At 72.2% G+C, this 20,796-nt stretch carries 21 protein-coding genes; 5 read left to right on the top strand and 16 right to left on the bottom strand.

Translation table 11 applies throughout. From position 1 onward, the window contains the following. Window positions 1–142: 142 nt before the first annotated feature. The 3 genes from ACGFZK_RS22925 to ACGFZK_RS22915 form a co-directional block, all read right to left on the bottom strand. Window positions 143–3,862, bottom strand: coding sequence for an AAA family ATPase (locus tag ACGFZK_RS22925; RefSeq protein WP_393850715.1), 3,720 nt, complete (start codon window positions 3,860–3,862; stop codon window positions 143–145). A 240-nt stretch (window positions 3,863–4,102) separates the two neighbouring features. Beyond that, a complete protein-coding gene (locus ACGFZK_RS22920; protein ID WP_030012524.1) occupies window positions 4,103–4,321 on the bottom strand; it encodes a hypothetical protein in 219 nt (72 codons plus the stop codon). A 349-nt stretch (window positions 4,322–4,670) separates the two neighbouring features. Then, window positions 4,671–4,952, bottom strand: a complete 282-nt coding sequence (locus ACGFZK_RS22915; RefSeq protein ID WP_393850714.1) for an acylphosphatase — start codon at window positions 4,950–4,952, stop codon at window positions 4,671–4,673. 136 nt (window positions 4,953–5,088) lie between these two features. Between ACGFZK_RS22915 and ACGFZK_RS22910 the strand changes: the two genes are divergently transcribed. Further along, window positions 5,089–6,051, top strand: a complete 963-nt coding sequence (locus tag ACGFZK_RS22910) for a CAP domain-containing protein (protein WP_393850713.1) — start codon at window positions 5,089–5,091, stop codon at window positions 6,049–6,051. A 33-nt stretch (window positions 6,052–6,084) separates the two neighbouring features. Here the strand turns inward: ACGFZK_RS22910 and ACGFZK_RS22905 are convergent, their stop codons facing one another. Beyond that, a complete protein-coding gene (locus ACGFZK_RS22905; protein ID WP_393850712.1) occupies window positions 6,085–6,696 on the bottom strand; it encodes a flavodoxin family protein in 612 nt (203 codons plus the stop codon). Between the two features lie 127 nt (window positions 6,697–6,823). On the opposite strand from ACGFZK_RS22905, the gene ACGFZK_RS22900 reads away from it, so the two are divergent. Then, window positions 6,824–7,228: a winged helix-turn-helix transcriptional regulator gene (locus tag ACGFZK_RS22900; protein WP_393850711.1), complete on the top strand. Its 405-nt coding sequence runs from the start codon at window positions 6,824–6,826 to the stop codon at window positions 7,226–7,228. Here ACGFZK_RS22900 and mutM read toward each other — a convergent pair. The 9 genes from mutM to ACGFZK_RS22855 form a co-directional block, all read right to left on the bottom strand. Beyond that, on the bottom strand, window positions 7,201–8,061 hold the full coding sequence (gene mutM / locus ACGFZK_RS22895) for a bifunctional DNA-formamidopyrimidine glycosylase/DNA-(apurinic or apyrimidinic site) lyase (protein ID WP_393850710.1): 861 nt from the start codon (window positions 8,059–8,061) through the stop codon (window positions 7,201–7,203). The genes ACGFZK_RS22900 and mutM overlap by 28 nt on opposite strands. A gap of 114 nt (window positions 8,062–8,175) precedes the next feature. Then, a complete protein-coding gene (gene rnc, locus ACGFZK_RS22890; protein WP_393850709.1) occupies window positions 8,176–9,021 on the bottom strand; it encodes a ribonuclease III in 846 nt (281 codons plus the stop codon). A gap of 19 nt (window positions 9,022–9,040) precedes the next feature. After that, window positions 9,041–9,214, bottom strand: coding sequence for a 50S ribosomal protein L32 (rpmF, locus tag ACGFZK_RS22885; protein WP_003965982.1), 174 nt, complete (start codon window positions 9,212–9,214; stop codon window positions 9,041–9,043). Window positions 9,215–9,216: 2 nt separating this feature from the next. Further along, entirely contained in the window at window positions 9,217–9,867 is a 651-nt protein-coding gene (locus ACGFZK_RS22880) for a YceD family protein (RefSeq protein ID WP_393850813.1), read from the bottom strand. A gap of 139 nt (window positions 9,868–10,006) precedes the next feature. After that, complete coding sequence (locus ACGFZK_RS22875) at window positions 10,007–11,071, bottom strand: cell division initiation protein (RefSeq protein ID WP_393850708.1); 1,065 nt, start codon at window positions 11,069–11,071, stop codon at window positions 10,007–10,009. A 103-nt stretch (window positions 11,072–11,174) separates the two neighbouring features. After that, entirely contained in the window at window positions 11,175–11,654 is a 480-nt protein-coding gene (gene coaD / locus ACGFZK_RS22870; protein WP_393850812.1) for a pantetheine-phosphate adenylyltransferase, read from the bottom strand. A gap of 14 nt (window positions 11,655–11,668) precedes the next feature. Next, on the bottom strand, window positions 11,669–12,247 hold the full coding sequence (rsmD, locus tag ACGFZK_RS22865) for a 16S rRNA (guanine(966)-N(2))-methyltransferase RsmD (RefSeq protein ID WP_393850707.1): 579 nt from the start codon (window positions 12,245–12,247) through the stop codon (window positions 11,669–11,671). A 73-nt stretch (window positions 12,248–12,320) separates the two neighbouring features. Next, window positions 12,321–14,513, bottom strand: a complete 2,193-nt coding sequence (gene recG / locus ACGFZK_RS22860; protein WP_393850706.1) for an ATP-dependent DNA helicase RecG — start codon at window positions 14,511–14,513, stop codon at window positions 12,321–12,323. Between the two features lie 26 nt (window positions 14,514–14,539). After that, a complete protein-coding gene (locus tag ACGFZK_RS22855; protein WP_393850705.1) occupies window positions 14,540–16,228 on the bottom strand; it encodes a DAK2 domain-containing protein in 1,689 nt (562 codons plus the stop codon). 240 nt (window positions 16,229–16,468) lie between these two features. On the opposite strand from ACGFZK_RS22855, the gene rpmB reads away from it, so the two are divergent. After that, window positions 16,469–16,654, top strand: a complete 186-nt coding sequence (rpmB, locus tag ACGFZK_RS22850) for a 50S ribosomal protein L28 (protein ID WP_073911113.1) — start codon at window positions 16,469–16,471, stop codon at window positions 16,652–16,654. Window positions 16,655–16,775: 121 nt separating this feature from the next. On the opposite strand, the gene thiD is transcribed toward rpmB, so the two are convergent. Next, window positions 16,776–17,576, bottom strand: a complete 801-nt coding sequence (thiD, locus tag ACGFZK_RS22845) for a bifunctional hydroxymethylpyrimidine kinase/phosphomethylpyrimidine kinase (RefSeq protein ID WP_393850704.1) — start codon at window positions 17,574–17,576, stop codon at window positions 16,776–16,778. Next, on the bottom strand, window positions 17,573–18,556 hold the full coding sequence (locus ACGFZK_RS22840) for a thiamine-phosphate kinase (protein WP_327264634.1): 984 nt from the start codon (window positions 18,554–18,556) through the stop codon (window positions 17,573–17,575). Before ACGFZK_RS22840 ends, thiD begins: the two co-directional genes overlap by 4 nt. A 245-nt stretch (window positions 18,557–18,801) precedes the next feature. Here ACGFZK_RS22840 and ACGFZK_RS22835 point away from each other — a divergent pair, with 245 nt between their 5' ends. Both ACGFZK_RS22835 and ACGFZK_RS22830 read left to right on the top strand, forming a co-directional pair. Continuing rightward, window positions 18,802–19,035, top strand: a complete 234-nt coding sequence (locus ACGFZK_RS22835; protein WP_030028650.1) for an Lrp/AsnC family transcriptional regulator — start codon at window positions 18,802–18,804, stop codon at window positions 19,033–19,035. Between the two features lie 23 nt (window positions 19,036–19,058). Then, window positions 19,059–19,550 carry a DUF3515 domain-containing protein gene (locus tag ACGFZK_RS22830; protein ID WP_393850811.1) on the top strand — a complete coding sequence of 164 codons (492 nt, stop codon included), beginning with the start codon at window positions 19,059–19,061 and terminating at the stop codon, window positions 19,548–19,550. An 88-nt stretch (window positions 19,551–19,638) separates the two neighbouring features. Here ACGFZK_RS22830 and ACGFZK_RS22825 read toward each other — a convergent pair whose 3' ends face one another. Continuing rightward, a complete protein-coding gene (locus tag ACGFZK_RS22825) occupies window positions 19,639–20,796 on the bottom strand; it encodes a D-alanine--D-alanine ligase family protein (RefSeq protein WP_393850703.1) in 1,158 nt (385 codons plus the stop codon).

Below are 20,796 nucleotides of genomic sequence, written 5' to 3'. Positions count from 1 at the left end.
ACAGGTCAAGATCGGGCACCACTCGAAGGCGGGAGACAGCGGAGCGAGCCTATGCGTTCAGTTCCTGAAGTCAATACTTGGCACGAAGTTCACGTACCGCCGAGAGTGGCTGCATTGATTTCACTTCTTGAATTGAGTCGGCTCACCTCAGCCGTTGGCTGATGACCTTCGATACCCCGTCCCCCTGCATCGAAACGCCGTAGAGGGCGTCCGCGACCTCCATGGTCCGCTTCTGGTGCGTGATCACGATCAGCTGCGAACTCTCCTGGAGCTCCTCCATGATCCGGATGAGCCGCTGCAGGTTGGTGTCGTCCAGCGCGGCCTCGACCTCGTCCATCACGTAGAAGGGACTGGGGCGCGCCTTGAAGATGGAAACCAGCAGCGCCACGGCCGTCAGCGAGCGTTCCCCGCCGGAGAGCAGCGACAGCCTCTTGACCTTCTTGCCCGGCGGACGGGCTTCCACGTCGACACCGGTGGCCAGCATGTTGTCGGGGTCGGTCAGGATCAGCCGGCCCTCGCCACCGGGGAACAGGCGCGAGAACACCCCCTCGAACTCCCGGGCCGTGTCCCGGTACGCCTCGGTGAACACCTGCTCGACCCGCTGGTCGACCTCCTTCACCACTTGAAGGAGATCGGCCCTCGTCTTCCGGAGATCCTCCAGCTGCTCGCTGAGGAACTGGTGGCGCTCCTCCAGCGCCGCGAACTCCTCCAGCGCGAGCGGGTTGACCTTGCCGAGCTGCTGGTAGGCGCGCTCGGCCGCCTTGAGCCGCTTCTCCTGCTGCGTCCGGACGAAGGGACCGGGCCGGTTGCGCGGATGCTCCGGGTCCTCCGGCAGCTCCTCCCCCTCGGCGGCCGGGGACGGGGGAACCGGCTGGTCAGGTCCGTATTCGGCGATGAGACCCGCGGCGGCCATGCCGAACTCCTCCAGTGCCTTGGCCTCCAGCGCCTCGATGCGCAGCCGCTGCTCGGCGCCGAGCACCTCGCCGCGGTGGACGGAGTCGGTGAGCTTGTCCAGCTCGCCCTTCAGCTCCCGGCCGCGGTTGCGCGCCTCGCCGAGCTCCCGCTCGCGCAGGCCCTTCGCCCGTTCGGCCGTCACACGCTCCTCGTCGGCCCTGCCGAGCGAGACCTCCACGTGTGCGAGGAGCTGCCGGGAGCCGTCGGCCACCGCCCGGGCCACCTCCGCCTCGTGGCGCAGCCGCGCCCGGCGCCGCTCGGCGCGGGCCCGGGCCTCGCGTTCCGCCCGGGCCGCGCGGTCGAGTGAATCCGCCCGTCCGGCGAGCCCCTTGACCCGCTCCTCGTGGGTCCTCAGCTGGAGCCGGGCCTCCATCTCCGTCTGCCGGGCGTTGGCCCCGTCGGCGGCGAGCCGGTCCCGCCGGGAGCCGTCCGGCTCCTCGTCCACCGGCATCTCCTCGGCGGTCGCGAGCCGCTCCGCGCACTCCTCCACCTCGGCCAGCGCCTGCTCCAGCGCGTCCTGGGCCTTGGCCGCGGCGGCGGCGCTGCGCTCGGCCTCGCCCGCGGCGCCCTTCGCCTGTCCGGCGAGCCGCCCGAGCTGCTGGGCGACTCCGGCCCGGGCCTGTTCCGCGGCGCGCCGCCGCTCGGCGAGCTCCTCGACCAGGGCGGCCGCGTCCTGGCGGCGTGCCTGGGCGGCCGCTTGGGCCGCGCCGAGCTCCTCGCACCGCACGCCCAGCCGGGCCAGCTCGCCCGTGGCCTCGTCGACGGCGGCCTGCACCTCGATCAGGCTGGGCGCCCCGGCGGAGCCGCCGTGCGCGAGGTGCGCCCCGAGCACGTCACCGTCGAGGGTCACGGCCACCGCGCCGGGCCGCTCCGCTACGAGCGCCTCGGCCTCGTCGAGCGTCCCGACCACGACGTGGTCGCGCAGCACCCACCCGACGGCCCGGCGCACCTCGGCGTCCCCGGCGACCAGCCCGGCGGCCGGTACGGGTGCGCCCGCGGGTCCGCTGCCGGGGAGCTGCGCCGGTGCCGGGGCCGCCCCGGCGGACGCGCCGAGGCCCGCCGGCAGGTACGGCGCGGGGGCGGGCAGATCCGCGTCCCGGGACGGGGCCGGGTGGGGGACGGCTCCCCCGCGTCCTGCCTCGGCTCCGGCCCCGGTCCCCGGGCCGGCCGTGGCCTGGCCCGGGAGGGCGGGCACCGCCGGGGCGATCAGCAGGGTGGCGCGGCCCGCGTCCGCCTCGCGCAGGTGGCGGATCGCCCCGGCCGCCGCCCCCGGGGAGACCACCGCCAGCGCGTCCGCCGCCGAACCCAGCGCGGCGGCCACCGCGACCTCGTACCCGGGGGTCACCGACAGCCGCTCCGCCGCCGGCCCCAGCAGCCCGGCCAGCCGCTCCCGCGCCGCGAGCAGCGCGCCCGTACCGTCCTTGCGGCGCAGCCCCAGCGCCAGCGCGTCGCGCCGCGCCGATACGGCCGCCCGTGAGCGTTCCGCCCCGGACAGGGCGTCCCGTGCGGCGGACAGTCCCGCCTCCGCCGCGGCCAACTCCGCCCGCGCGGCCTCGTGGTCCGTGTCCGCCGACGGGTCGTCGAGTCCGCCGACCTCCTCCGCCAGTGCCTCGTACTCCTCCTGCGCGGCGGCGGCCCGGGACTGCGCCGCGTCCCGCGCCGCGACGAGCCGGTCGATCTCGGCCTGCGCCGCCCCCGCGCGGGAGCGGGCCGCGCCGAGCCGCCCGGTCAGCCGGGCCAGCCCCTCGCGCCGGTCGGCGATGGCCCGTGCGGCGTCCCGCAGCCGCCGTTCCTCCTCGGCCAGCGCCTGCTCCAGCTCCGCCCGGTGTTCGGCCGTGTCCTCCAGCGCCCGCGAGGCCGCCTCCAGAGCCGCCGTCAGTTCCGCCTCCTGCTCGCGGATCCGCGCGGCCTCCCGCTCCATGTCCTCGGGGTCGCGGCCGCGCCGCTCCTCCTCCGCCGGAGCCGAAGCGCTCTTGACCCGTGCGTCCGCCAGGGACGCGGTCCCCCGGACCCGTTCGGCGAGCTGCGAGAGCTCGTACCAGGTCTGCTGTGCCCGCTGCAGCCGCGGCGTCAGCTCCCGTACCGCCTCCTCCAGCTCCGCCTCGCGCCGCTGCGCACCCGTGAGCTGGGCCTCGGCGGCCTCCTTGCGCTCCTTGAGCGCCGCCTCGTCCGCGATCTCGGCGTCGAGCGCGCGCCGCAGCGCGACCAGGTCGTCGGCGAGCAGCCGCAGCCGCGCGTCGCGCAGGTCCGCCTGGATCACGGCGGCCCGACGGGCGACGGCCGCCTGCCGCCCCAGGGGCTTGAGCTGGCGACGCAGCTCGTCGCCCAGGTCCTGGACGCGCGCGAGGTTGGCCTGCATCGCGTCCAGCTTCCGCAGCGCCTTCTCCTTGCGCTTGCGGTGCTTGAGCACGCCGGCCGCCTCCTCGATGAAGGCGCGGCGGCCCATGGGATCGGCGTGCAGTACGGAGTCCAGCTGGCCCTGTCCGACGATGACGTGCATCTCGCGGCCGATGCCGGAGTCGGAGAGCAGTTCCTGGATGTCGAGCAGGCGGCAGGTGTCGCCGTTGATCTGGTACTCGCTGCTGCCGCCGCGGAACATGATCCGGGTGATGGTGACTTCGGCGTAGTCGATGGGCAGCGCGCCGTCGGAGTTGTCGATCGTCAGCGACACCTCGGCGCGCCCGAGCGGCGGACGCCCGGTGGTCCCGGCGAAGATGACGTCCTCCATCTTCCCGCCGCGCAGGGACTTGGCCCCCTGCTCGCCCATGACCCAGGACAGGGCGTCCACCACATTGGACTTGCCGGAGCCGTTCGGGCCCACGACACAGGTGATTCCGGGCTCGAAGCGCAGGGTGGTGGCGGACGCGAAGGATTTGAAGCCACGCAGGGTCAGGGACTTGAGGTGCACGCCGCCGGACTCTACCTTTCGCGTCCGGTTTCACCCATGAAGGTGCTGGGCACAACTGACGCCAATGGGATCAGGCCCCCCACCTGGCCCTGTGGTGCGTGGTGCGGCGGTCGGGGAAGGGGGCCCGGGAGAAGGGCTGAGGGGGCCGAGGGGCCGGAGGGGTCGGAGAAAGAAAGAAGGGACGCCGAAGCGTCCCTTGCAGATCATGCGGGGCTTAGTCGAGCGACGAATGAAGCAGGGTCAGGTGAGCGCAGGCTCCGCCTGGGGTACGTCGATGTCGATGCTGCCGAGCAGCGAGTCTCCGTCGTGCTGAGCGGCGGCCGCGTTCAGCGCGTCATTTTCGGACTGAATCCGTACGAGCTCGGACTCGAGGTCCTGGACGCGCTGCTGAAGCCGTCGCATCTCGGCGAGGAGTCGCGGATCGGAACCGCCGACGTAACCGAGAAGCGCCTTTGCCATGATGGATGGTCCTCCACACTGAGTGACCGACCGAAGCGGTGTGGGTCGTGAGGGAATCGCACCCGCGGATGTCCGGCAGCGACTGTCAGTCACTGCGCTTACTACTGCCAGCACTGCCAAACAGCTCAGGTGCGCGGGGCTTCCAGCGTCTCACCAAAAAGTTTGACGGTCAACACGATCACGCCCCGTATCGGCGGGCGCCCCGGTCCCCGCAAGGGACGTGGAGATCATCCTCATCTCCGAGCCTTCCACGAATCGCCCCCGTCGGCAACGCGTCGAAGACGAATGCGCAGTTCCGGCCGGGTGTGGACGCCTGGAGATGTGATGAGTGCATGATCAGCCGATTCGGTCACCGCATCCCGAACCCGTCGTAGCCACCGCGCGGTGTGCCCCAGATCTCTGTCACTCCGTCGACCCGGCCGGGCGTGTCGCAGGAGCGCAGCCAGTCGAGCAGCCGGTGGCAATTCTCACGTTGACCTTCGGCGACCACCTGCACTCGCCCGTCGTCGAGGTTGAGCGCGAAGCCGGCAACCCCGCCGATCTCCAGGGCGTTCTCCCTGGTGAACCAGCGGAAGCCCACTCCCTGCACACGGCCGCGCACCCAGGCGGTCAGACGGACCTCTTCATTCATGCGTGAACGCTAACCGGGCGAGCACTTTCGGGACACATCGCCCCCCTGGCCCCATGGCGTACAGTCGCGCAGCAATGAACTCACCCATTTGGGTGGGTAAGGGATGATCTTGGTCCGGCAAGGAAGGCACGCACCGATGGGACGTCACCGGCTCCCCACCGCGCCGCCCGGCGGCGGCAAGCGCGGCACGGCCCTGCGCAACGGCCTGCTGGGGGCCTCGGTCGCCGTTGCCCTCGGCACGGCAGCCGTCACCACCGGCATGGTGCCGGTCGGCGGCTCCTTCCCCTATGTGGGTGTCAACGCCACGGATGACCCCACCGCGGAGGCGAAGGCCAAGGCCTCAGCCGACCCCGACGCGGCACGGGAGCAGCAGGGCGGCCTCGCGAACCTGTCCGGCCGCGCCTCCGCGGGTACCGGTGCGGGCACCGCGTCCCCGAGCCCGTCGGCCTCCGCCTCCGCCTCCGCCTCCCGGTCGGCGTCGGCGTCGCCGAGCCCCTCGCCGAGCAGCGCGTCGCCCTCCGCCCCGCCGAGCACCTCCCCGCCGTCGGCGCCGGCCACGCCCGCCCCTTCCACCAAGGCCCCGCGCACGAGCCCGGCCGCGCCGGTCGTCCCGGCTCCCTCCAAGAGCCCGGCCCCGGCCCCCTCCACGCCGGCGGCCCCCTCGACGCCGGCCGCTCCCTCGCCTTCGGCCACCCCCGGGGCCCGGCCGCCCCTGGACGGGCACTCCGCGGAGGAGGCCGCCGTCGTCGAGCTGGTGAACCAGGAGCGCGCCCTGGCCGGCTGCGGCCCGGTCCGGGCCAACCCGCCGCTCGCGTCGCTGGCCGGGGCCTTCAGCCTGGACATGGCCACCCGCGGCTTCTTCGGCCACAGCGACCCCGACGGCAACACCCCCTGGGACCGCGCCGCCAAGGCCGGCATCTCGGGCCTCGGCGGCGAGAACATAGCCCGCGGCCAGGGTGACGCCGAGGCCGTGATGAAGGCCTGGATGAACAGCCCGGGCCACAAGGCCAACATCCTCAACTGCGAGTTCCGCACCCTGGGCGTCGGTGCCCACTGGGCCGCCGGCGGCCCCTGGTGGACCCAGGACTTCGGCTTCTAGCTCCCGGACAGGGCCGCACGGAGCCCGGAGGACTCAGACCGCGGCAGCGGCCAGGGCCGCACGGCCCGCGACGACGATGCGGGTCTGCTCGGCGACGCGGCGGCCCAGGTGCTCCGCGGTCGCGATGTCGGCCTTGTGCACGGCGTCCGCACCCTCGTCGGAGTTGGACTGGGCGGCGGCGCCGGCGAAGAAGCCCAGGCGGTTGAGGTCGTTCTCGGAAGCGGTGCTGGAGTTCCAGCCCGGCTTCAGGCCCAGGTTGATCCAGCTCATGCCGTGCTGCGCGGCGAGGATCTGGAAGAACTGCAGGGTGTGCAGCTTGTCGCCGCTCTTGGAGGCGGAGTTGGTGAAGCCCGCGGCCACCTTGTCCTGCCAGGCGTCAGCGAACCAGCGCTTCGAGCTGGCCTCGGCGAAGACGTGGAAGGCGCCGGAGGCCGTGCCCATGTAGGTCGGGGAGCCGAAGACGATCGCGTCGGAGGCGTCCAGCAGCTCCCACTGCGCGTCGTCGATCTCGTCGACCTTGATCAGGTGGACGGTCGCGCCGGCGTCCACGGCGCCGCTGCGGACCGCCTCGGCGACGACGGCGGTGTGGCCGTAGCCGGAGTGGTAGGCGATCGAGACGACGGGGGTGTGCGTGATTGCGGACAAGGCTGATCTCTCCCTCGGGAAAACTCTCGTCGCGGCACAGGACGTGGTGCGACGAGAGAAAGAGAACCACTAACTTTTGGAAAGCGCAACCCACGAGTTAGCGCTGCGGAGGAGTACGCTGGTCCGCATGGACACCCCTGCCTGTACCGACGCAACCGAGGCCGAACAACCGTTCGACGTCTTCGCGCGCGCCTGCCCGTCCCGGGAAACCCTGGAGCACGTCACCGGCCGCTGGGGCAGCCTCACCGTAGGCGCCCTGCGCGAAGGCCCGTGCCGCTTCAACGAACTGCGCCGCCGGGTGGAGGGCGTGAGCGAGAAGATGCTCTCGCAGACCCTGCACGCGCTGGAGCGCGACGGGATAGTCAACCGCGAGGCGCAGCCCACGAACCCGCCTCGCGTCGACTACGAGCTGACCCCGCTCGGCGTCGAGGTCGCGGACCGGCTGCTCGCACTCATCCACTGCCTGGAAGGGAGCATGCCGGTGGTGCTGACGGCCCGCGAGACCTACGACGCCACGCGCGGCGGCCGCTGACAGCGCGGGCAGTAGTAGCTCGACCTGTTCATCCACGGGCGGCGCCGCATCGGGGTGCCGCAGCGCTTGCAGGGTTCGTCCTCGCGCCCGTAGGCGTCGAGCGAACGGTCGAAGTAGCCGGACTCCCCGTTCACGTTGACGTAGAGGCTGTCGAAGCTGGTGCCGCCGACGGCCAGGGCCGCGTTCATGACGTCCCGGACGTGGCCGAGGAGTTCCGCGCTCCGGGGGCGCGTGAGGTTGGCGGTGGGGCGCTCGTAGTGCAGCCTGGCGCGCCACAGCGCCTCGTCCGCGTAGATGTTGCCGACCCCGCTGATCAGGGACTGGTCCAGCAGTGCCCGCTTGACCGTGGTCCGCTTGGCGCGCAGCGCCAGGTGGTAGGCCACCTCGTCGAACAAGGGGTCCAGGGGGTCCCGGGCGATGTGCGCGATCACGTCGGGCAGCCCGCCGGACGTGTTCTCGTGCAGGGAGAGCCCGCCGAAGGTCCGCTGGTCCACGAAGCGCAGCTCCGTGCCGGCGGCATCGTCGAACCGCACCCGGATCCGCAGGTGCTTCTCGTCGGGGGCGTCCGCCGGCTGCACCAGCAGCTGCCCGCTCATCCCGAGGTGCCCGAGCACGGACAGGTCCCGCCCCTCCAGCGGCAGCCACAGGTACTTCCCGCGCCGCTGCGGCACCCCGACGGTCTCCCCGCGCAGCCGCGCCGCGAAGTCGGCCCCGCCGCCCGGATGGCGCCGTACGGCCCGCGGGTGCAGGACCTCCACGGTCTCGACGGTCCGCCCGGCCACCCAGCGCTCCAGCCCCCGCCGCACGACTTCTACTTCGGGCAACTCGGGCACGGGGCACCTCCGGTGGAGTGGATCTGACGCTCCCGGCGAGCGTACCGGCCGCCCGGAAACGGAACCGCCCGCCCCTGCGAGGCAGGGGCGGGCGGGTGGATCCCGAAGGAAGGGTCAGGCGTCGGGCGCCGGTTCGGCGGGCGTCGGCACCCCGCCGTCCGGGGTTCCGGCCGGAGCCGGGACCTCGGCCGGAGCCGCGGCGACGGCTGCCGCAGCTGCGGTCCGTTCGTCCGCCGCTGCACGGATTCCGCGCCATGCGGACTCCGCGGCCTGCTGTTCCGCTTCCTTCTTGCTGCGGCCGGTGCCGGTGCCGTACGAGACACCACCGACGCGAGCGGCAGCAGTGAAGGTCTTCTCGTGGTCCGGACCTGTCTCGGAGACCAGGTACTCGGGCACGCCAAGGCCTTCGGCCGCCGTGAGCTCCTGGAGACTGGTCTTCCAGTCCAGGCCGGCTCCGAGGTTCGAGGACTTCTCGATGAGCGGGTCGAAGAGCCGGTGAACCAGCTCCGAGGCCGCGTCGAGGCCCTGATCGAGGTAGACCGCGCCGATCACCGCTTCAAGGGTGTCGGCGAGGATGGAGGCCTTGTCCCGGCCGCCCGTGCCCTCTTCGCCCCGGCCGAGCCGGATGAAGGAGCCGAGTTCGAGGCCGCGCCCGACCTCCGCAAGTGCACGCGAGTTGACCACCGCGGCCCGAAGCTTGGCCAGCTGGCCTTCGGGGAGATCGGGGTGGGTCGTGTACAGCGTGTCCGTGACCACCAGGCCCAGCACGGAGTCCCCGAGGAACTCCAGGCGTTCGTTGGTGGGCAGACCGCCGTTCTCGTACGCGTACGAGCGGTGGGTCAGTGCACGCACCAGAAGGGCGGACTCGAGTTGATACCCGAGCCGCCCTTCCAGAAGCGTGTGGGACGAGGCCGCGTTGTTACTGTCTGCCTGCTTCTCAGCGTTGGACAGCTCAGACATTGCGCCTCTCACCAGCCGCTCAGACCTCGAGGACCTGGCGCTTGTTGTAGGTGCCGCAGCTCGGGCACGCAATGTGCTGGAGCTTCGGCTCCTGGCAACGCTCACACGAAACCAGGGTGGGGACCGCAGCCTTCCACTGCGACCGGCGGTGGCGCGTGTTGCTGCGCGACATCTTCCGCTTCGGAACAGCCACGGCTACTTCTCCTGCTTCTCGGCGGCGCCCTGAACTCCGTCAGAGGCAGTGCCGCTCATGTTGTCCTTCTCGTCGTCCTGATCGGTCACGACGAGTCCCTGCAATGCCGCCCAACGGATGTCGACGGCGTCATGGTGGTGGTCCGGGTCGTCGTTCAGGCTGAGCCCGCAATCGGGGCACAGTCCGAGACAGTCCTCCCGGCACACCGGCTGCATGGGCAGTGCGAGCACCACCACATCCCGCAGCACGGGTTCGAGGTCGAACAAACCGTCCTCGAGGAAGAGCGTGTCCTCGTCGTCCTCGGCGTCGTCGGCCGGTTCCGCCTTGGAGCGGCTCCGGTCGTCGGCGTCAGGGTACGAGAACATCTCCTGGAAGTCCGCCTTGAGCTCGCGCTCGACGGACTCCAGACACCTTACGCACTCCCCTACGGCCGATGCACGGGCGGTGCCTGTGACAAGCACCCCTTCCATGACCGACTCCAGGCGGAGCTTGAGCTTCACCGGCGTGCCCTCCGGCACTCCGATGACGCCGGCGAGACCGAAATCCGCCGGTGCCGCGATCTCACGGGACAGCCGCTGCATGGCACCAGGACGCCGGCCCAGCTCGTGTGTGTCGAACACGAGGGGGTTGTGGTGGTCGAGGCGGGTATTCAGGGCTGTTCCTGCTTTCACAGATCGCTGAAGATCAAAAGTTCCGCCGCACTAGGGCAGCATGGATCGCGGTGCATACGCGCGACCGAAGAGCCAGGATACCCGCAGCGGCGCCCAGCGCCCAATCCGGTCGGCAGGATCCCTAGCGCCCCTGCTCGTACTGCCGCAGCTGATCCAGGTTGATCATGCTCGTGTCGAAGAGGCTGGTCTCGTCGAGCGAGGGCTGCCGGTCCTGCGGCTGGTCCTGCGACGGGTAGGCCGCGTAGGGGTCCGGCTGCTGCGCCTCGTAGTGCGCGGCGTAGGCCGCTCCCGTGGAGCCGGCGCTTGCACCGGCATACGGGTCCGGCTGCTGCTGGTAGCCGCCGTACGGGTCCTGGTAGGCGTACGCGTCCTGCTGCTGGGCGGGCTGCTGGTAGGAGTACGTGTCGTACACGGGCTCCGCCTGCGCCGGGATCGGCGCCTGCACGTGCAGCGGCTCCGGTTCCGCCAGGCCCGCCAGGAAGTCCGAGTCGCTCGCCGAGCGGGAGGCCTGCCCGCCCACCGCGTCCTGGGCGGCCATGTGCACGCCCAGGTCGTCGGAGGGGACCCGGCCCAGGAGCTTCTGGCGGCCACGGCCCACGGCCTCCAGGGTCTTGGAGAGCACCGCCTCGAAGGTCGCCAGCTTGGTGTCCACGTACGCGTCCGCCTGCTGCCGCTGGGTCTCGGGGTCGTGGCTGCGCTCGGGCGCCTCCATGTCCGGGTACCCGTGCTCGTCCAGGCCCGGGCCGCGCCCGAGGAGCTTCTCCCGGCCCCGGTCCACCGAACCGATGGTCTTGGTCAGCACGACCTCGAAGTTCGCGAGCTTGCTGTCGACGTAGTCGTCGGCCTCGGCCCGGATCTCCTCGGCCTCACGGCGGGCGTCCTCCAGGATCCGGTCCGCCTCGGCCTGGGAGCGCCGGGCGATCTCGGTGTCGGAGATCAGCGAACCGCGCTGGTTGTGGGCCGCGTCGATGATCCGCTCCGCCTCGCGGCGGGCGTCCTCGACCATCTGTTCCCGGCCGCCGATGAGCTCCTGAGCCTGCGCGAGCGAGCCGGGCAGTTCCTGACGCAGCTCTTCGAGCTGCGCGAGCAGCTCGGCGCGGTTGATCACGCAGGAGGCCGACATGGGCATGGACCGGGCGCCGCCGACGGCCGCGACGATCTCGTCGAGCTTCTTCTGCACGTCCATGGGGGCTCGCACTCTCTCGGCCTCAGGCGGTTCCTGAGACGGACGGGACGACTGTAAGGCCAGCGGGCGGGCGCCCGACACTGCCTGACGGCCCATCAGTCGGTCAGCGGTTGCGCAGCCGCTCCAGGAGCGCCGCGTGGACGTGCGCCGGCAGCAGGTGGGCGACGTCGCCGCCCCAGGCCGCGACCTCCTTGACCAGCGAGGAGGACAGGAAGCTGTAGGTGGGGATGGTCGGGACGAACAGCGTCTCGACGCCCGACAGGCCCATGTTCATCTGGGCCATCTGGAGCTCGTAGTCGAAGTCGCTGACCGCGCGCAGGCCCTTGACGATGGCCGGGATGTCGCGCTGCTTGCAGAAGTCGACGAGCAGGCCGTGGAAGGACTCGACCTCGATGTTGCCGTAGTGGGCCGTCGCCTCGCGGATCAGCTCGATCCGCTCCTCGACGGTGAACAGGCTCTGCTTCGACTTGTTGATCATCACGGCGACGTGCACGACGTCGTACAGCCTGGAGGCGCGTCCGATGATGTCGAGGTGCCCGTTGTGGATGGGATCGAAGGACCCCGGACAGACGGCGCGGCGCAACTGAACTCCCTCGTTCATGAGTCTTCGCTGGTGAAGGCGGCGCGTCCGTACCACAGGGTGCCCTCGCCGTACTTGCGCGACCGGAGCGGCTCGAAGCCGTCGGGCCACGGGAAGGCGCCGCCCCTGGTGCTGCGTTCCACGGTGACGAGCGCATCGTCCGTGATCCAGCCATTGGACCGGAGTGTGAGGAGGATCTCCCGCAGCTCCGCGCTGTCCACGGCGTACGGCGGATCCAGGAAGACGATGTCGTACGGGTCCCCGGCGGCCCTGGCCGCCACGATCTGCTCGGCCTTGCCCGCACGGAACTCCGCGCCCGGCAGGCCCAGGGCCCGGATGTTGTCCCGGATCGCCTTGGCGGCCTTGGCGTCGGCCTCGACGAGCAGGGTGTGGGCGGCGCCCCGGGAGAGCGATTCCAGGCCGACGGCGCCGGAGCCGCCGTACAGGTCGAGCACCCGGGCCCCTTCGACGCCGTGCAGCGACTCCCAGGTGGAGAAGAGGCCTTCGCGCATCCGGTCCGAGGTCGGCCGGGTGCCGGTGCCGGGGGGCACGGCCAGCCGTCGCCCGCGGGCGCTGCCGGCGATCACGCGGGTCATCTGGGGTCCTTCGGTACGACGGTAGGGGGGTGCCTCGGCGCTGCCTCGGCACCCCAACGATAGGTCGTGCCGCTCAGCCCTTCTCCAGGTACTGCTCGCGCTCGGTGTCGAGCAAGGCGTCGAGCGCGGTCCGCAGGCCCGGCAGCCGCTCCAGCGCGGGGTCGTCGGCGACGACGCGGGTGGCCTCCTCCCGCGCCTCGGCGATGACCTCCTCGTCCTCGATGACGGCGAGCATCCGCAGCGAGGAGCGGACCCCTGACTGGGCCTGGCCCAGCACGTCGCCCTCGCGGCGCTGCTCCAGGTCGATCCGGGAGAGTTCGAAGCCGTCGAGAGTGGCGGCGACGGCGGCCAGCCGGGCCCGGGCGGGACTCGCCTCGTGCATCTCGCTGACCAGCAGGCACAGTCCGGGCGCGGAGCCACGGCCGACGCGGCCGCGCAGCTGGTGGAGCTGGGAGACGCCGAACCGGTCCGCGTCCATGATCACCATGACGGTGGAGTTCGGGACGTTCACCCCGACCTCGATGACGGTGGTGGCCACCAGCACCTTGACCTCGCCGGCCGCGAAGCGGCGCATGACGTCGTCCTTGTCGGCGGGGTCCATCCGCCCGTGCAGCACCTCGACGCTCAGCCCGGCCAGCGGTCCGCGCGTGAGCTGCTCGGCGATCTCCACGACGGCGAGCGGCGGCCGCTTGTCGCCGTCGTCCTCGGCGGACTTCTTCTTGGGATCGTCCTCCCCGTCCCCGATGCGGGGGCACACCACGTACGCCTGGTGCCCCTTCCCGACCTCCTCGCGGACCCGCTCCCAGGCCCGGGCGAGGAAGTGCGGCTTGTCCTTCGAGGGCACCACGTGGGTCGCGATCGGGGAGCGGCCGGCCGGCAGCTGGTCCAGGACGGAGGTCTCCAGGTCGCCGAAGACGGTCATGGCGACCGTGCGCGGGATCGGGGTCGCCGTCATGACCAGCAGGTGCGGGGGCTGCTTCCCCTTGGAGCGCAGCGCGTCGCGCTGTTCCACCCCGAAGCGGTGCTGCTCGTCCACCACGACCAGGCCGAGGTCGTGGAACTGCACCTTGTCCTCGATCAGCGCGTGCGTGCCGATCACGATTCCGGCCTCGCCGGTGACCAGGTCCAGCAGTGCCTGCCGGCGCGCCGGCATCCCCATGGAGCCGGTGAGCAGCACCACCTTGGTGCCCCGGTCCGAGCCGCCGAGCATGCCCCCCTCGGCCAGTTCGCCCATCATCTCGGTGATGGAGCGGTGGTGCTGCTGGGCGAGCACCTCGGTGGGCGCGAGCATCGCCGCCTGCCCGCCGCTGTCCACGACGGCGAGCATCGCCCGCAGGGCCACCATCGTCTTGCCGCTTCCGACCTCGCCCTGGAGGAGGCGGTGCATGGGGTGTTCGGTGGCCAGGTCGTCGAAGATCTCCTTCGAGACGGTCTGCTGGCCCTGGGTGAGGGTGAAGGGCAGTTTCGCGTCGAAGGAGTCGAGCAGGCCGCCGGGGACCGGGCGGCGGGGGACGGCCGGGAGCTGGGAGTCGGCGTGGCGGCGGCGGGCCAGGGCGACCTGGAGGACGAAGGCCTCGTCCCACTTGAGGCGCTGGCGGGCGTCCTCGATGTCGGCCTTGGTGGCCGGCCGGTGGATCTTCAGCAGGGCCTCGGTGAGCGGGACCAGTCCGCGGCCCTCGCGCAGGGCGGGCGGCAGCGGGTCCACGGCCTCCTGGGCGCTGGGCAGCACCGCGTCCACGCACTTGGTGATCTTCCAGGACTCCAGCTTCGCGCAGGCCGGGTAGATCGGGATGAGCTGGTTGGCGAAGGCGGTGGCGGCGTCCCGGTCGGAGGCGTCCGCGCCGAGCGGCTCGTAGGCGGGGTGGGAGAGCTGGAGCTTGCGGTTGAACATGCCGACCTTGCCCGCGAACATGGCGCGGGTACCCGGCAGCAGGTCCTTGTGCGGCTTGTGGACCCCGGCCCCGAAGAAGACCAGCTGGAGGCGGCCGCTGCCGTCGGTGATGGTCACCTCCAGTCGCTTGCCGCGGCCCCCGTTGAAGGTCAGGATCCGGGCGTCGGCGACCTGCGCGACGACGGTCACGTGCTCGTCGATCTGGTCGGCGAGTTCGGCCAGCGAGGTCAGCTCCCCGCGCTCGGCGTACCGCCGCGGGTAGTGGTGGAGCAGGTCCAGGGCCGTGTGCAGGCCGAGCTGCTCGGCCAGCACCTTGGCGGTGGCGGGACCGAGCGTCTTCTTGAGGTCTTCGTCGAGCGCGGGCACGTGTTCCATTGCACACCATGGCGCTGACAAGCCCGCTATTCCACCCCGATGAGCAGTGGAGCCGAGTACCGGCCGCCCCGGTAGGTGACGGTGTCCACGGCGAGGTGGCCGTGCTGGACGTACGCCTCCAGGTGCTCGGCGACGGCGTCCGGCACCTCGGGTCCGAGGACCAGGGTGACGAGTTCGCCGCCGGAGCCCAGCATCCGCTCCAGGACGGCCTCGGCGGTCTCGGTCAGGCCCGCGCCGATCACCGCGACGTCCCCGTCGATGAGGCCGAGCACGTCACCGGCCTGGCAGATGCCGGCCGAGGTGAAGGACTGCCGTTCGGCGACGGCCAGTTCCCCGTACCGGGTGGCGCCGGCCGCCGCCGTCATGGCGACCACGTCCTCGTCGAAGCTGCCCTCCGGGTCGTGCACGGCGAGGGCGGCCAGGTCCTGGACCGCGGAGCGGGTGGGGATCACGGCCACCCGTACGCCCTCGGCGCGGGCCTGTTCGGCGGCCGCGGCCGCGGCGGCGCGCAGTTCGGCGCGGCCCGGCAGGAACACGACCTCGCGGGCGTGCGCGCGGCGGACGGCGTCGAGGAGTTCGGCGACGGCCGGGACCTCCCCGGGGCGTACGAGCACGGTGGTCGCTCCCGCCTCCCCGCACAGTCCGGCCAGTCCCTCGCCGGGTACGAGGGCGACCACGGCCCGCTGGGCGCGCTCGCCCCGCGCCCGGCGGCACTCGTCCCCGAAGTGGGTGATCCGTATCCGGTAGGGCCGTCCGGCGACGACTCCGGCCTCCACGGCCGCGCCGGGGTCGTCGACGTGGACGTGGACGTTCCACAGGCCGTCGCCGCCGACCACCACCAGTGAGTCGCCGAGCCCGTCGAGCCGTTCGCGCAGTTCCCCGACCGCCGCCTCGGTGGCCTCCAGCAGGTAGATCACCTCGTACGCGGGGCCGTCCTCCTCCTGCGCGCAGGGGTCCGGCGACTGCGGTGCGGGGACCGCACGGCCGCGTACGGGCGGGGCGGCCGGCTCCTGGCCGGACAGCGCCTGCCACAGCGCCCCGAAGACGACGACCAGCCCGCAGCCACCGGCGTCGACCACTCCGGCCCGGCCCAGTGCGGCGAGCTGCCCGGGGGTCTCGGCGAGGGCGGCGCGGGCCCCGTCGTAGGCGGCCCGGGCCACTTCGGCCGCGGTCCCGGCGGCGGCTCCGGCCGCCTCGCCGGCCCGGGCGGCGGCGCCGGCGACGGTGAGCATGGTGCCCTCCACCGGGTGCGCGACGGCCGCGTACGCCTCCTCCGCGGCCCGGGTCAGGGCGCGGGCCAGCAGCCCGCCGGGCCCCTGCTCGCCGTGCGCCCCGCGCTCCCCGTGCTCTGCCCGGACGGTCTGCTCGCCGCCGAGCACGTCGGCCACTCCGCGCAGCAGCTGCGCCAGGATCGTCCCGGAGTTCCCGCGGGCCCCCACCAGCGCGCCGTGCGCCCAGGCCCGTACGGCTTCGCCGAGGGAGGTCCGCCCTGTGCCGTCGGTCACCCCGGGGAAGGCCTCGGCCAGGCCCCGGTCGGCCGATTCGGCGGTGAGGTAGAGGTTGGTTCCGGTGTCCGCGTCGGCGACCGGGTAGACGTTGATCGCGTCGATGTCCTCGCGGGCCCGGCCCAGTGCTGCCAGGGCCAGCGAGCTCCAGGTGCGCACCGCTTCGGCGTCGAGCTCGTCAGGGGACTGCGGCTGCGGCTCGTGCGGCACCGGGCGTTCCTCCTTGTGCGGGCCAGGGTTCACCGCAGGGTAACGAAGGACTGCCCGGGCGTCGGGACCGCGGGGCGGGGGCTGCGGCGGTCATGGTAGTTTTCTTGGACGGACGCAGTCGTTGTATGCTGCTCCGGTTGCCCGATGAGAGTCGGGCCATTCCCCCGGCAAACCACTTCAGATCTCTGAATCCGGTGCGCCGGTTTCACTGTAATTGCATCTGAAGTCTTGGAGTGACCTGTGGCTGCCAACTGCGACGTTTGCGCCAAGGGGCCGAGCTTCGGCAACAGCATTTCCCACTCGCACCGCCGCACCTCGCGTCGCTGGAACCCGAACATCCAGCGTGTCCGTGCCGTGGTCAATGGGACGCCGAAGCGCCTCAACGCCTGCACCTCGTGCATCAAGGCCGGCAAGGTCTCGCGCTGACGCCTCCCGTCGTAGCGCAGCCCTTTCCGGTTGCCAAAAAGGCCGGTTCACCTCTGGTGAACCGGCCTTTTGTCTTGCCCGGGGTCCCGGCCGGAGCGCCGGCCGGGCCGTCACAGCGGGTTCAGCGCCACTGCCAGGCGTGATCCACCGGGCCGATGCCCCCGCCGAGCGCGAAGCCGGCGGCGATGGCGCCCGTGACGTACTCCTTGGCGGCGGTGACGGCCTCCGGAACGGTCAGTCCCCTGGCCAGGCCCGCCGCGATCGCGCTGGCGAGGGTGCAGCCGGTGCCGTGGGTGTGCCGGTTGTCGTGACGGGGGGCGCGCAGCCACCGCTCCTCGGTGCCGTCGGTGAGCAGGTCCACCGCCTCGTGGCCGTGCGCCGCGAGGTGTCCGCCCTTGATCAGCGCCCACCGCGGCCCGTGGCCGAGGATCGCGTCGGCGGCCCGCCGCATGTCGTCCTCGCTCTCGACCACCACTCCGGTGAGCTGGGCGACCTCGTCCAGGTTCGGGGTGGCCACGGTGGCCCGCGGCAGCAGCTCCTTGCGTACGGCGTCCAGCGCCGAGTCGGCGAGCAGCGCGTCCCCGTGCTTGGAGACCCCGACGGGGTCCACGACGGCCGGGGCCCGGGTGTCGGCCAGCAGCGCGGCCACGGTCTCCACCAGGGCGGCGGAGGAGAGCATCCCGGTCTTCACGGCCTGCACGCCGATGTCGTCCACGACGGCCCGGTACTGGGCCGTGACGGCCTCGGCGGGCAGCTCCCAGACTCCCCGGACGCCGAGCGAGTTCTGCGCCGTCACGGCGGTCACCACGCTCATGCCGTGCACCCCGAGCGCCAGCATGGTCTTGAGGTCGGCCTGGATGCCCGCGCCGCCGCCGGAGTCGGATCCGGCGACGGTCAGGCACCGTGGCGGGGCGGTGCTCACAGCGTGCCGTCCTGGGGGGCCGGGTCGGCCCCGAAGTGGTCCCAGCCGCCGGTGCTGGTCCAGGGCGCACCGTCCACGGTCACCTGGGGCAGCGCGGAGCGGTTGAGCACCTCGCCGATGACCTTCCAGCGGGCGGGGAGCTTCACGTCGGGCGGGAAGGTGGCCACGATCGCGTGGTCCTCTCCCCCGGTGAGCACCCACTGCAGCGGGTCCACGCCGACGGCCTGCCCGATGTCGTGCATCTGGGTCGGGATGTCGACGGCCGCCGAGCGCAGGTCGATCCGTACCTTGCTGGCGTCGGCGATGTGCCCGAGGTCGGCGATCAGGCCGTCGCTGACGTCGGTCATGGCGGTGGCGCCGAGTCCGGCGGCCGCGGGGCCCGCGTGGTACGGCGGTTCGGGGCGCCGGTGCGCCTCGACGAAGGCTCGCGGGGAGCGGAAGCCGCGCGAGAGCACGGCGAAGCCGGCAGCGGACCAGCCCAGCCAGCCGGTGACGGCGACGACGTCGCCGGGCTGGGCGCCGGAGCGCAGTACGGGCTCGTGGTTGCGCAGGTCGCCGAGGGCGGTGATGGCGACGGTGATGACGTCCCCGCGGACGACGTCCCCGCCGACCACGGCCGCGCCGGCGACCTGGCACTCGTCGCGGATCCCGTCCATCAGCTCGGTGGGCCAGGTGACCGGGAGTTCGGCGGGGACGACGAGGCCGAGCAGCAGCGCGGTCGGCACCGCGCCCATGGCGGCGATGTCGGCGAGGTTCTGCGCGGCGGCCTTGCGGCCGACGTCGTAGGCCGTGGACCAGTCGCGCCGGAAGTGCCGGCCCTCCAGCAGGATGTCGGTGCTCGCCACGACCCGCCGGTCGGGGGCGGACACCACCGCGGCGTCGTCGCCCGGTCCGAGCCGGACCGCCGGGGTGGTGGTGAGACGTGAGGTGAGCTCCCTGATCAGCCCGAACTCCCCCAGCTCGCCGACAGTGCCCTTCATCGCTGTGCCCCTTCTTGCCCAGTCCGCTTGCGGTCGCGAGCCGTCTCAGCTCTGGGTACCGTCAACAGATACGTCAACTTCTGCTCTCCGTACGCCCCGCCGTGCGTGGCGCCGGGCCCGCAGGTCTCCCCGCGGCGCACGGCGACGCGGTACCGTGGCGTCCCTTCTTCCCCCGGCCCTGTCCATCGTGTGGGGTCCACCCGAAGATTAGGGGAAATGATCCTCGTGGCCGCCCTGGAGGTTCCGTGGTACAGGCGTACATCCTTATCCAGACCGAGGTGGGCAAGGCGTCGTTCGTCGCCGAGTCCATCGGCCAGATCCCGGGGGTGATCCAGGCCGAGGACGTGACGGGCCCGTACGACGTCATCGTCCGCGCCCAGGCCGACACCGTCGACGAACTCGGCCGCATGGTGGTGGCCAAGGTCCAGCAGGTGGAGGGGATCACCCGCACCTTGACCTGCCCGGTGGTCCATCTGTAGCCCCCGTCTACTCTTGGCCGGTGATGTCCCTCCACCGCCGGCCCCTCCGTGTCCTGGCCGCGTCGGCCGTACTGGCCCTCGCGGCTTGTTCCCCGGGCAGCTCCGTTGCCCGGGTCGGCCCTCCGCCCACGCCGCCCACCGCCGTCGCGGGGCTCTGTGCGGCACTGCACAAGGAGCTCCCGGAGACGGTGGCCGGCCTGGCGCGGACCAGGACCGATCCGGAGTCCGATCTGACCGCCGCGTGGGGCGGCTCGGCGATCGTACTGCGGTGCGGTATCCCCAAGCCCCCCAAGATGGCCGATCCGAACCAGGACGGAGTCCACGTGAACGGAGTGGCCTGGCTGCTGGAGGAGCGCGACAAGGCTTCCGGCGGCGGGTTCCGGTTCACCACCGGACTGCGGCTGGCGTACACGGAGGTCCAGGTCGACAAGGAGCATGCCACGGACGCGGGCATGCTCGTCGGGCTGTCCACGGCGATCGCCGCGACCGTGCCCGAGGGCATCGCCTCCTACTGAGCACCGCGCACCGGGTACCGAGCACACCGCCGCCCGCCGGCCACGCCCTCGGGGGCGGGCGGCGGGCGGTCGGCTCTTGGGACGACGGTCAGCGCAGGCCGGTGGAGCGGCGCAGGGCCGCCTGGATCAGGCGGTCCACCAGCTCCGGGTACTCGATGCCCGTCTTCTGCCACATCAGCGGGTACATGGAGATCGGCGTGAAGCCCGGCATCGTGTTGATCTCGTTGATGACGAAGCTGCCGTCCTCGGTGAGGAAGAAGTCGGCGCGCACCAGGCCCTCGCAGGACGCGGCCTCGAAGGCCTCGATCGCGAGCCGCTGCACTTCGGCGGTCTGCTCCGGGGTGAGCGGTGCGGGCACGATCCCGGAGGCGGAGTCGATGTACTTCGCCTCGAAGTCGTAGAAGTCGTGGCTGGACACCGGCGGGATCTCGGCGGGGACGCTCGCGCGCGGCCCGTCCTCGAACTCCAGGACCCCGCACTCGATCTCGCGGCCGCGCAGCAGCGCCTCCACGATGATCTTCGGGTCGTGGCGCCGGGCCTCCTTGACCGCGGCCTCCAGGCCGGAGGCGTCGTCGACCTTGGTGATGCCGATGGAGGAGCCGGCCCGGGCGGGCTTGACGAACAGCGGCCAGCCGTGTTCGGCGGCGAAGTCCAGGATCCTGGCCTCGGCGGCGCCGCGGTCGGCCTCCCACTCACGGGGGCGGATGGTCACGTACGGGCCGACGCTCAGCCCGAAGGACGTGAACACCCGCTTCATGTAGTCCTTGTCCTGGCCGACGGCCGAGGCGAGGACGCCGGAGCCGACGTACGGGATGCCGGAGAGCTCCAGGAGGCCCTGGAGGGTGCCGTCCTCGCCGTACGGGCCGTGCAGGACGGGGAAGACGACGTCCACCTCGCCCAGGGCCTTGGGGACGGCGCCCGGTTCGGTGTAGACGACCTGGCGGCTCGCCGGGTCGACCGAGAGCACGACGGCTCCGTCCTCGGAGTCGGCGAGCTCCTCGACGCTCGGGAGCCTGCGGTCGGCGATGGCCATCCGCTCGGGCTCGTCCGCGGTCAGCGCCCATCGGCCGTCCGTGGTGATGCCGATGGGCAGCACCTCGTACTTGGAGCGGTCGATGGAGCGCAGCACGGCGCCCGCCGTGACGACCGAAATGGCGTGTTCCGAGCTGCGGCCGCCGAACACGACGGCCACGCGGGGCTTGCGGCCCTGCTGCTCAGGGGTCTGGGGGAGGTTCTCGCTGCTCAT

Origin of the sequence: Streptomyces sp. NPDC048257 (assembly GCF_043201855.1) — a bacterium.
GTDB lineage: Bacteria > Actinomycetota > Actinomycetes > Streptomycetales > Streptomycetaceae > Streptomyces.
Note: the sequence above shows the minus strand (reverse complement) of the source record. Positions and strands in the feature narration are given on the sequence as shown.

Bases quoted from the DNA above. Each gene is read 5' to 3' on its own strand.
- ACGFZK_RS22920 (WP_030012524.1), bottom strand. From the start codon at position 4,321: ATGGCAAAGGCGCTTCTCGGTTACGTCGGCGGTTCCGATCCGCGACTC.
- ACGFZK_RS22825 (WP_393850703.1), bottom strand. From the start codon at position 20,796: ATGAGCAGCGAGAACCTCCCCCAGACCCCTGAGCAGCAGGGCCGCAAG.
- rsmD (WP_393850707.1), bottom strand. From the start codon at position 12,247: ATGACCCGCGTGATCGCCGGCAGCGCCCGCGGGCGACGGCTGGCCGTG.
- ACGFZK_RS22875 (WP_393850708.1), bottom strand. From the start codon at position 11,071: ATGGACGTGCAGAAGAAGCTCGACGAGATCGTCGCGGCCGTCGGCGGC.
- ACGFZK_RS22900 (WP_393850711.1), top strand. From the start codon at position 6,824: ATGGACACCCCTGCCTGTACCGACGCAACCGAGGCCGAACAACCGTTC.
- recG (WP_393850706.1), bottom strand. From the start codon at position 14,513: ATGGAACACGTGCCCGCGCTCGACGAAGACCTCAAGAAGACGCTCGGT.
- ACGFZK_RS22910 (WP_393850713.1), top strand. From the start codon at position 5,089: ATGGGACGTCACCGGCTCCCCACCGCGCCGCCCGGCGGCGGCAAGCGC.
- rnc (WP_393850709.1), bottom strand. From the start codon at position 9,021: ATGTCTGAGCTGTCCAACGCTGAGAAGCAGGCAGACAGTAACAACGCG.
- ACGFZK_RS22840 (WP_327264634.1), bottom strand. From the start codon at position 18,556: ATGAAGGGCACTGTCGGCGAGCTGGGGGAGTTCGGGCTGATCAGGGAG.
- ACGFZK_RS22830 (WP_393850811.1), top strand. From the start codon at position 19,059: ATGTCCCTCCACCGCCGGCCCCTCCGTGTCCTGGCCGCGTCGGCCGTA.
- ACGFZK_RS22915 (WP_393850714.1), bottom strand. From the start codon at position 4,952: ATGAATGAAGAGGTCCGTCTGACCGCCTGGGTGCGCGGCCGTGTGCAG.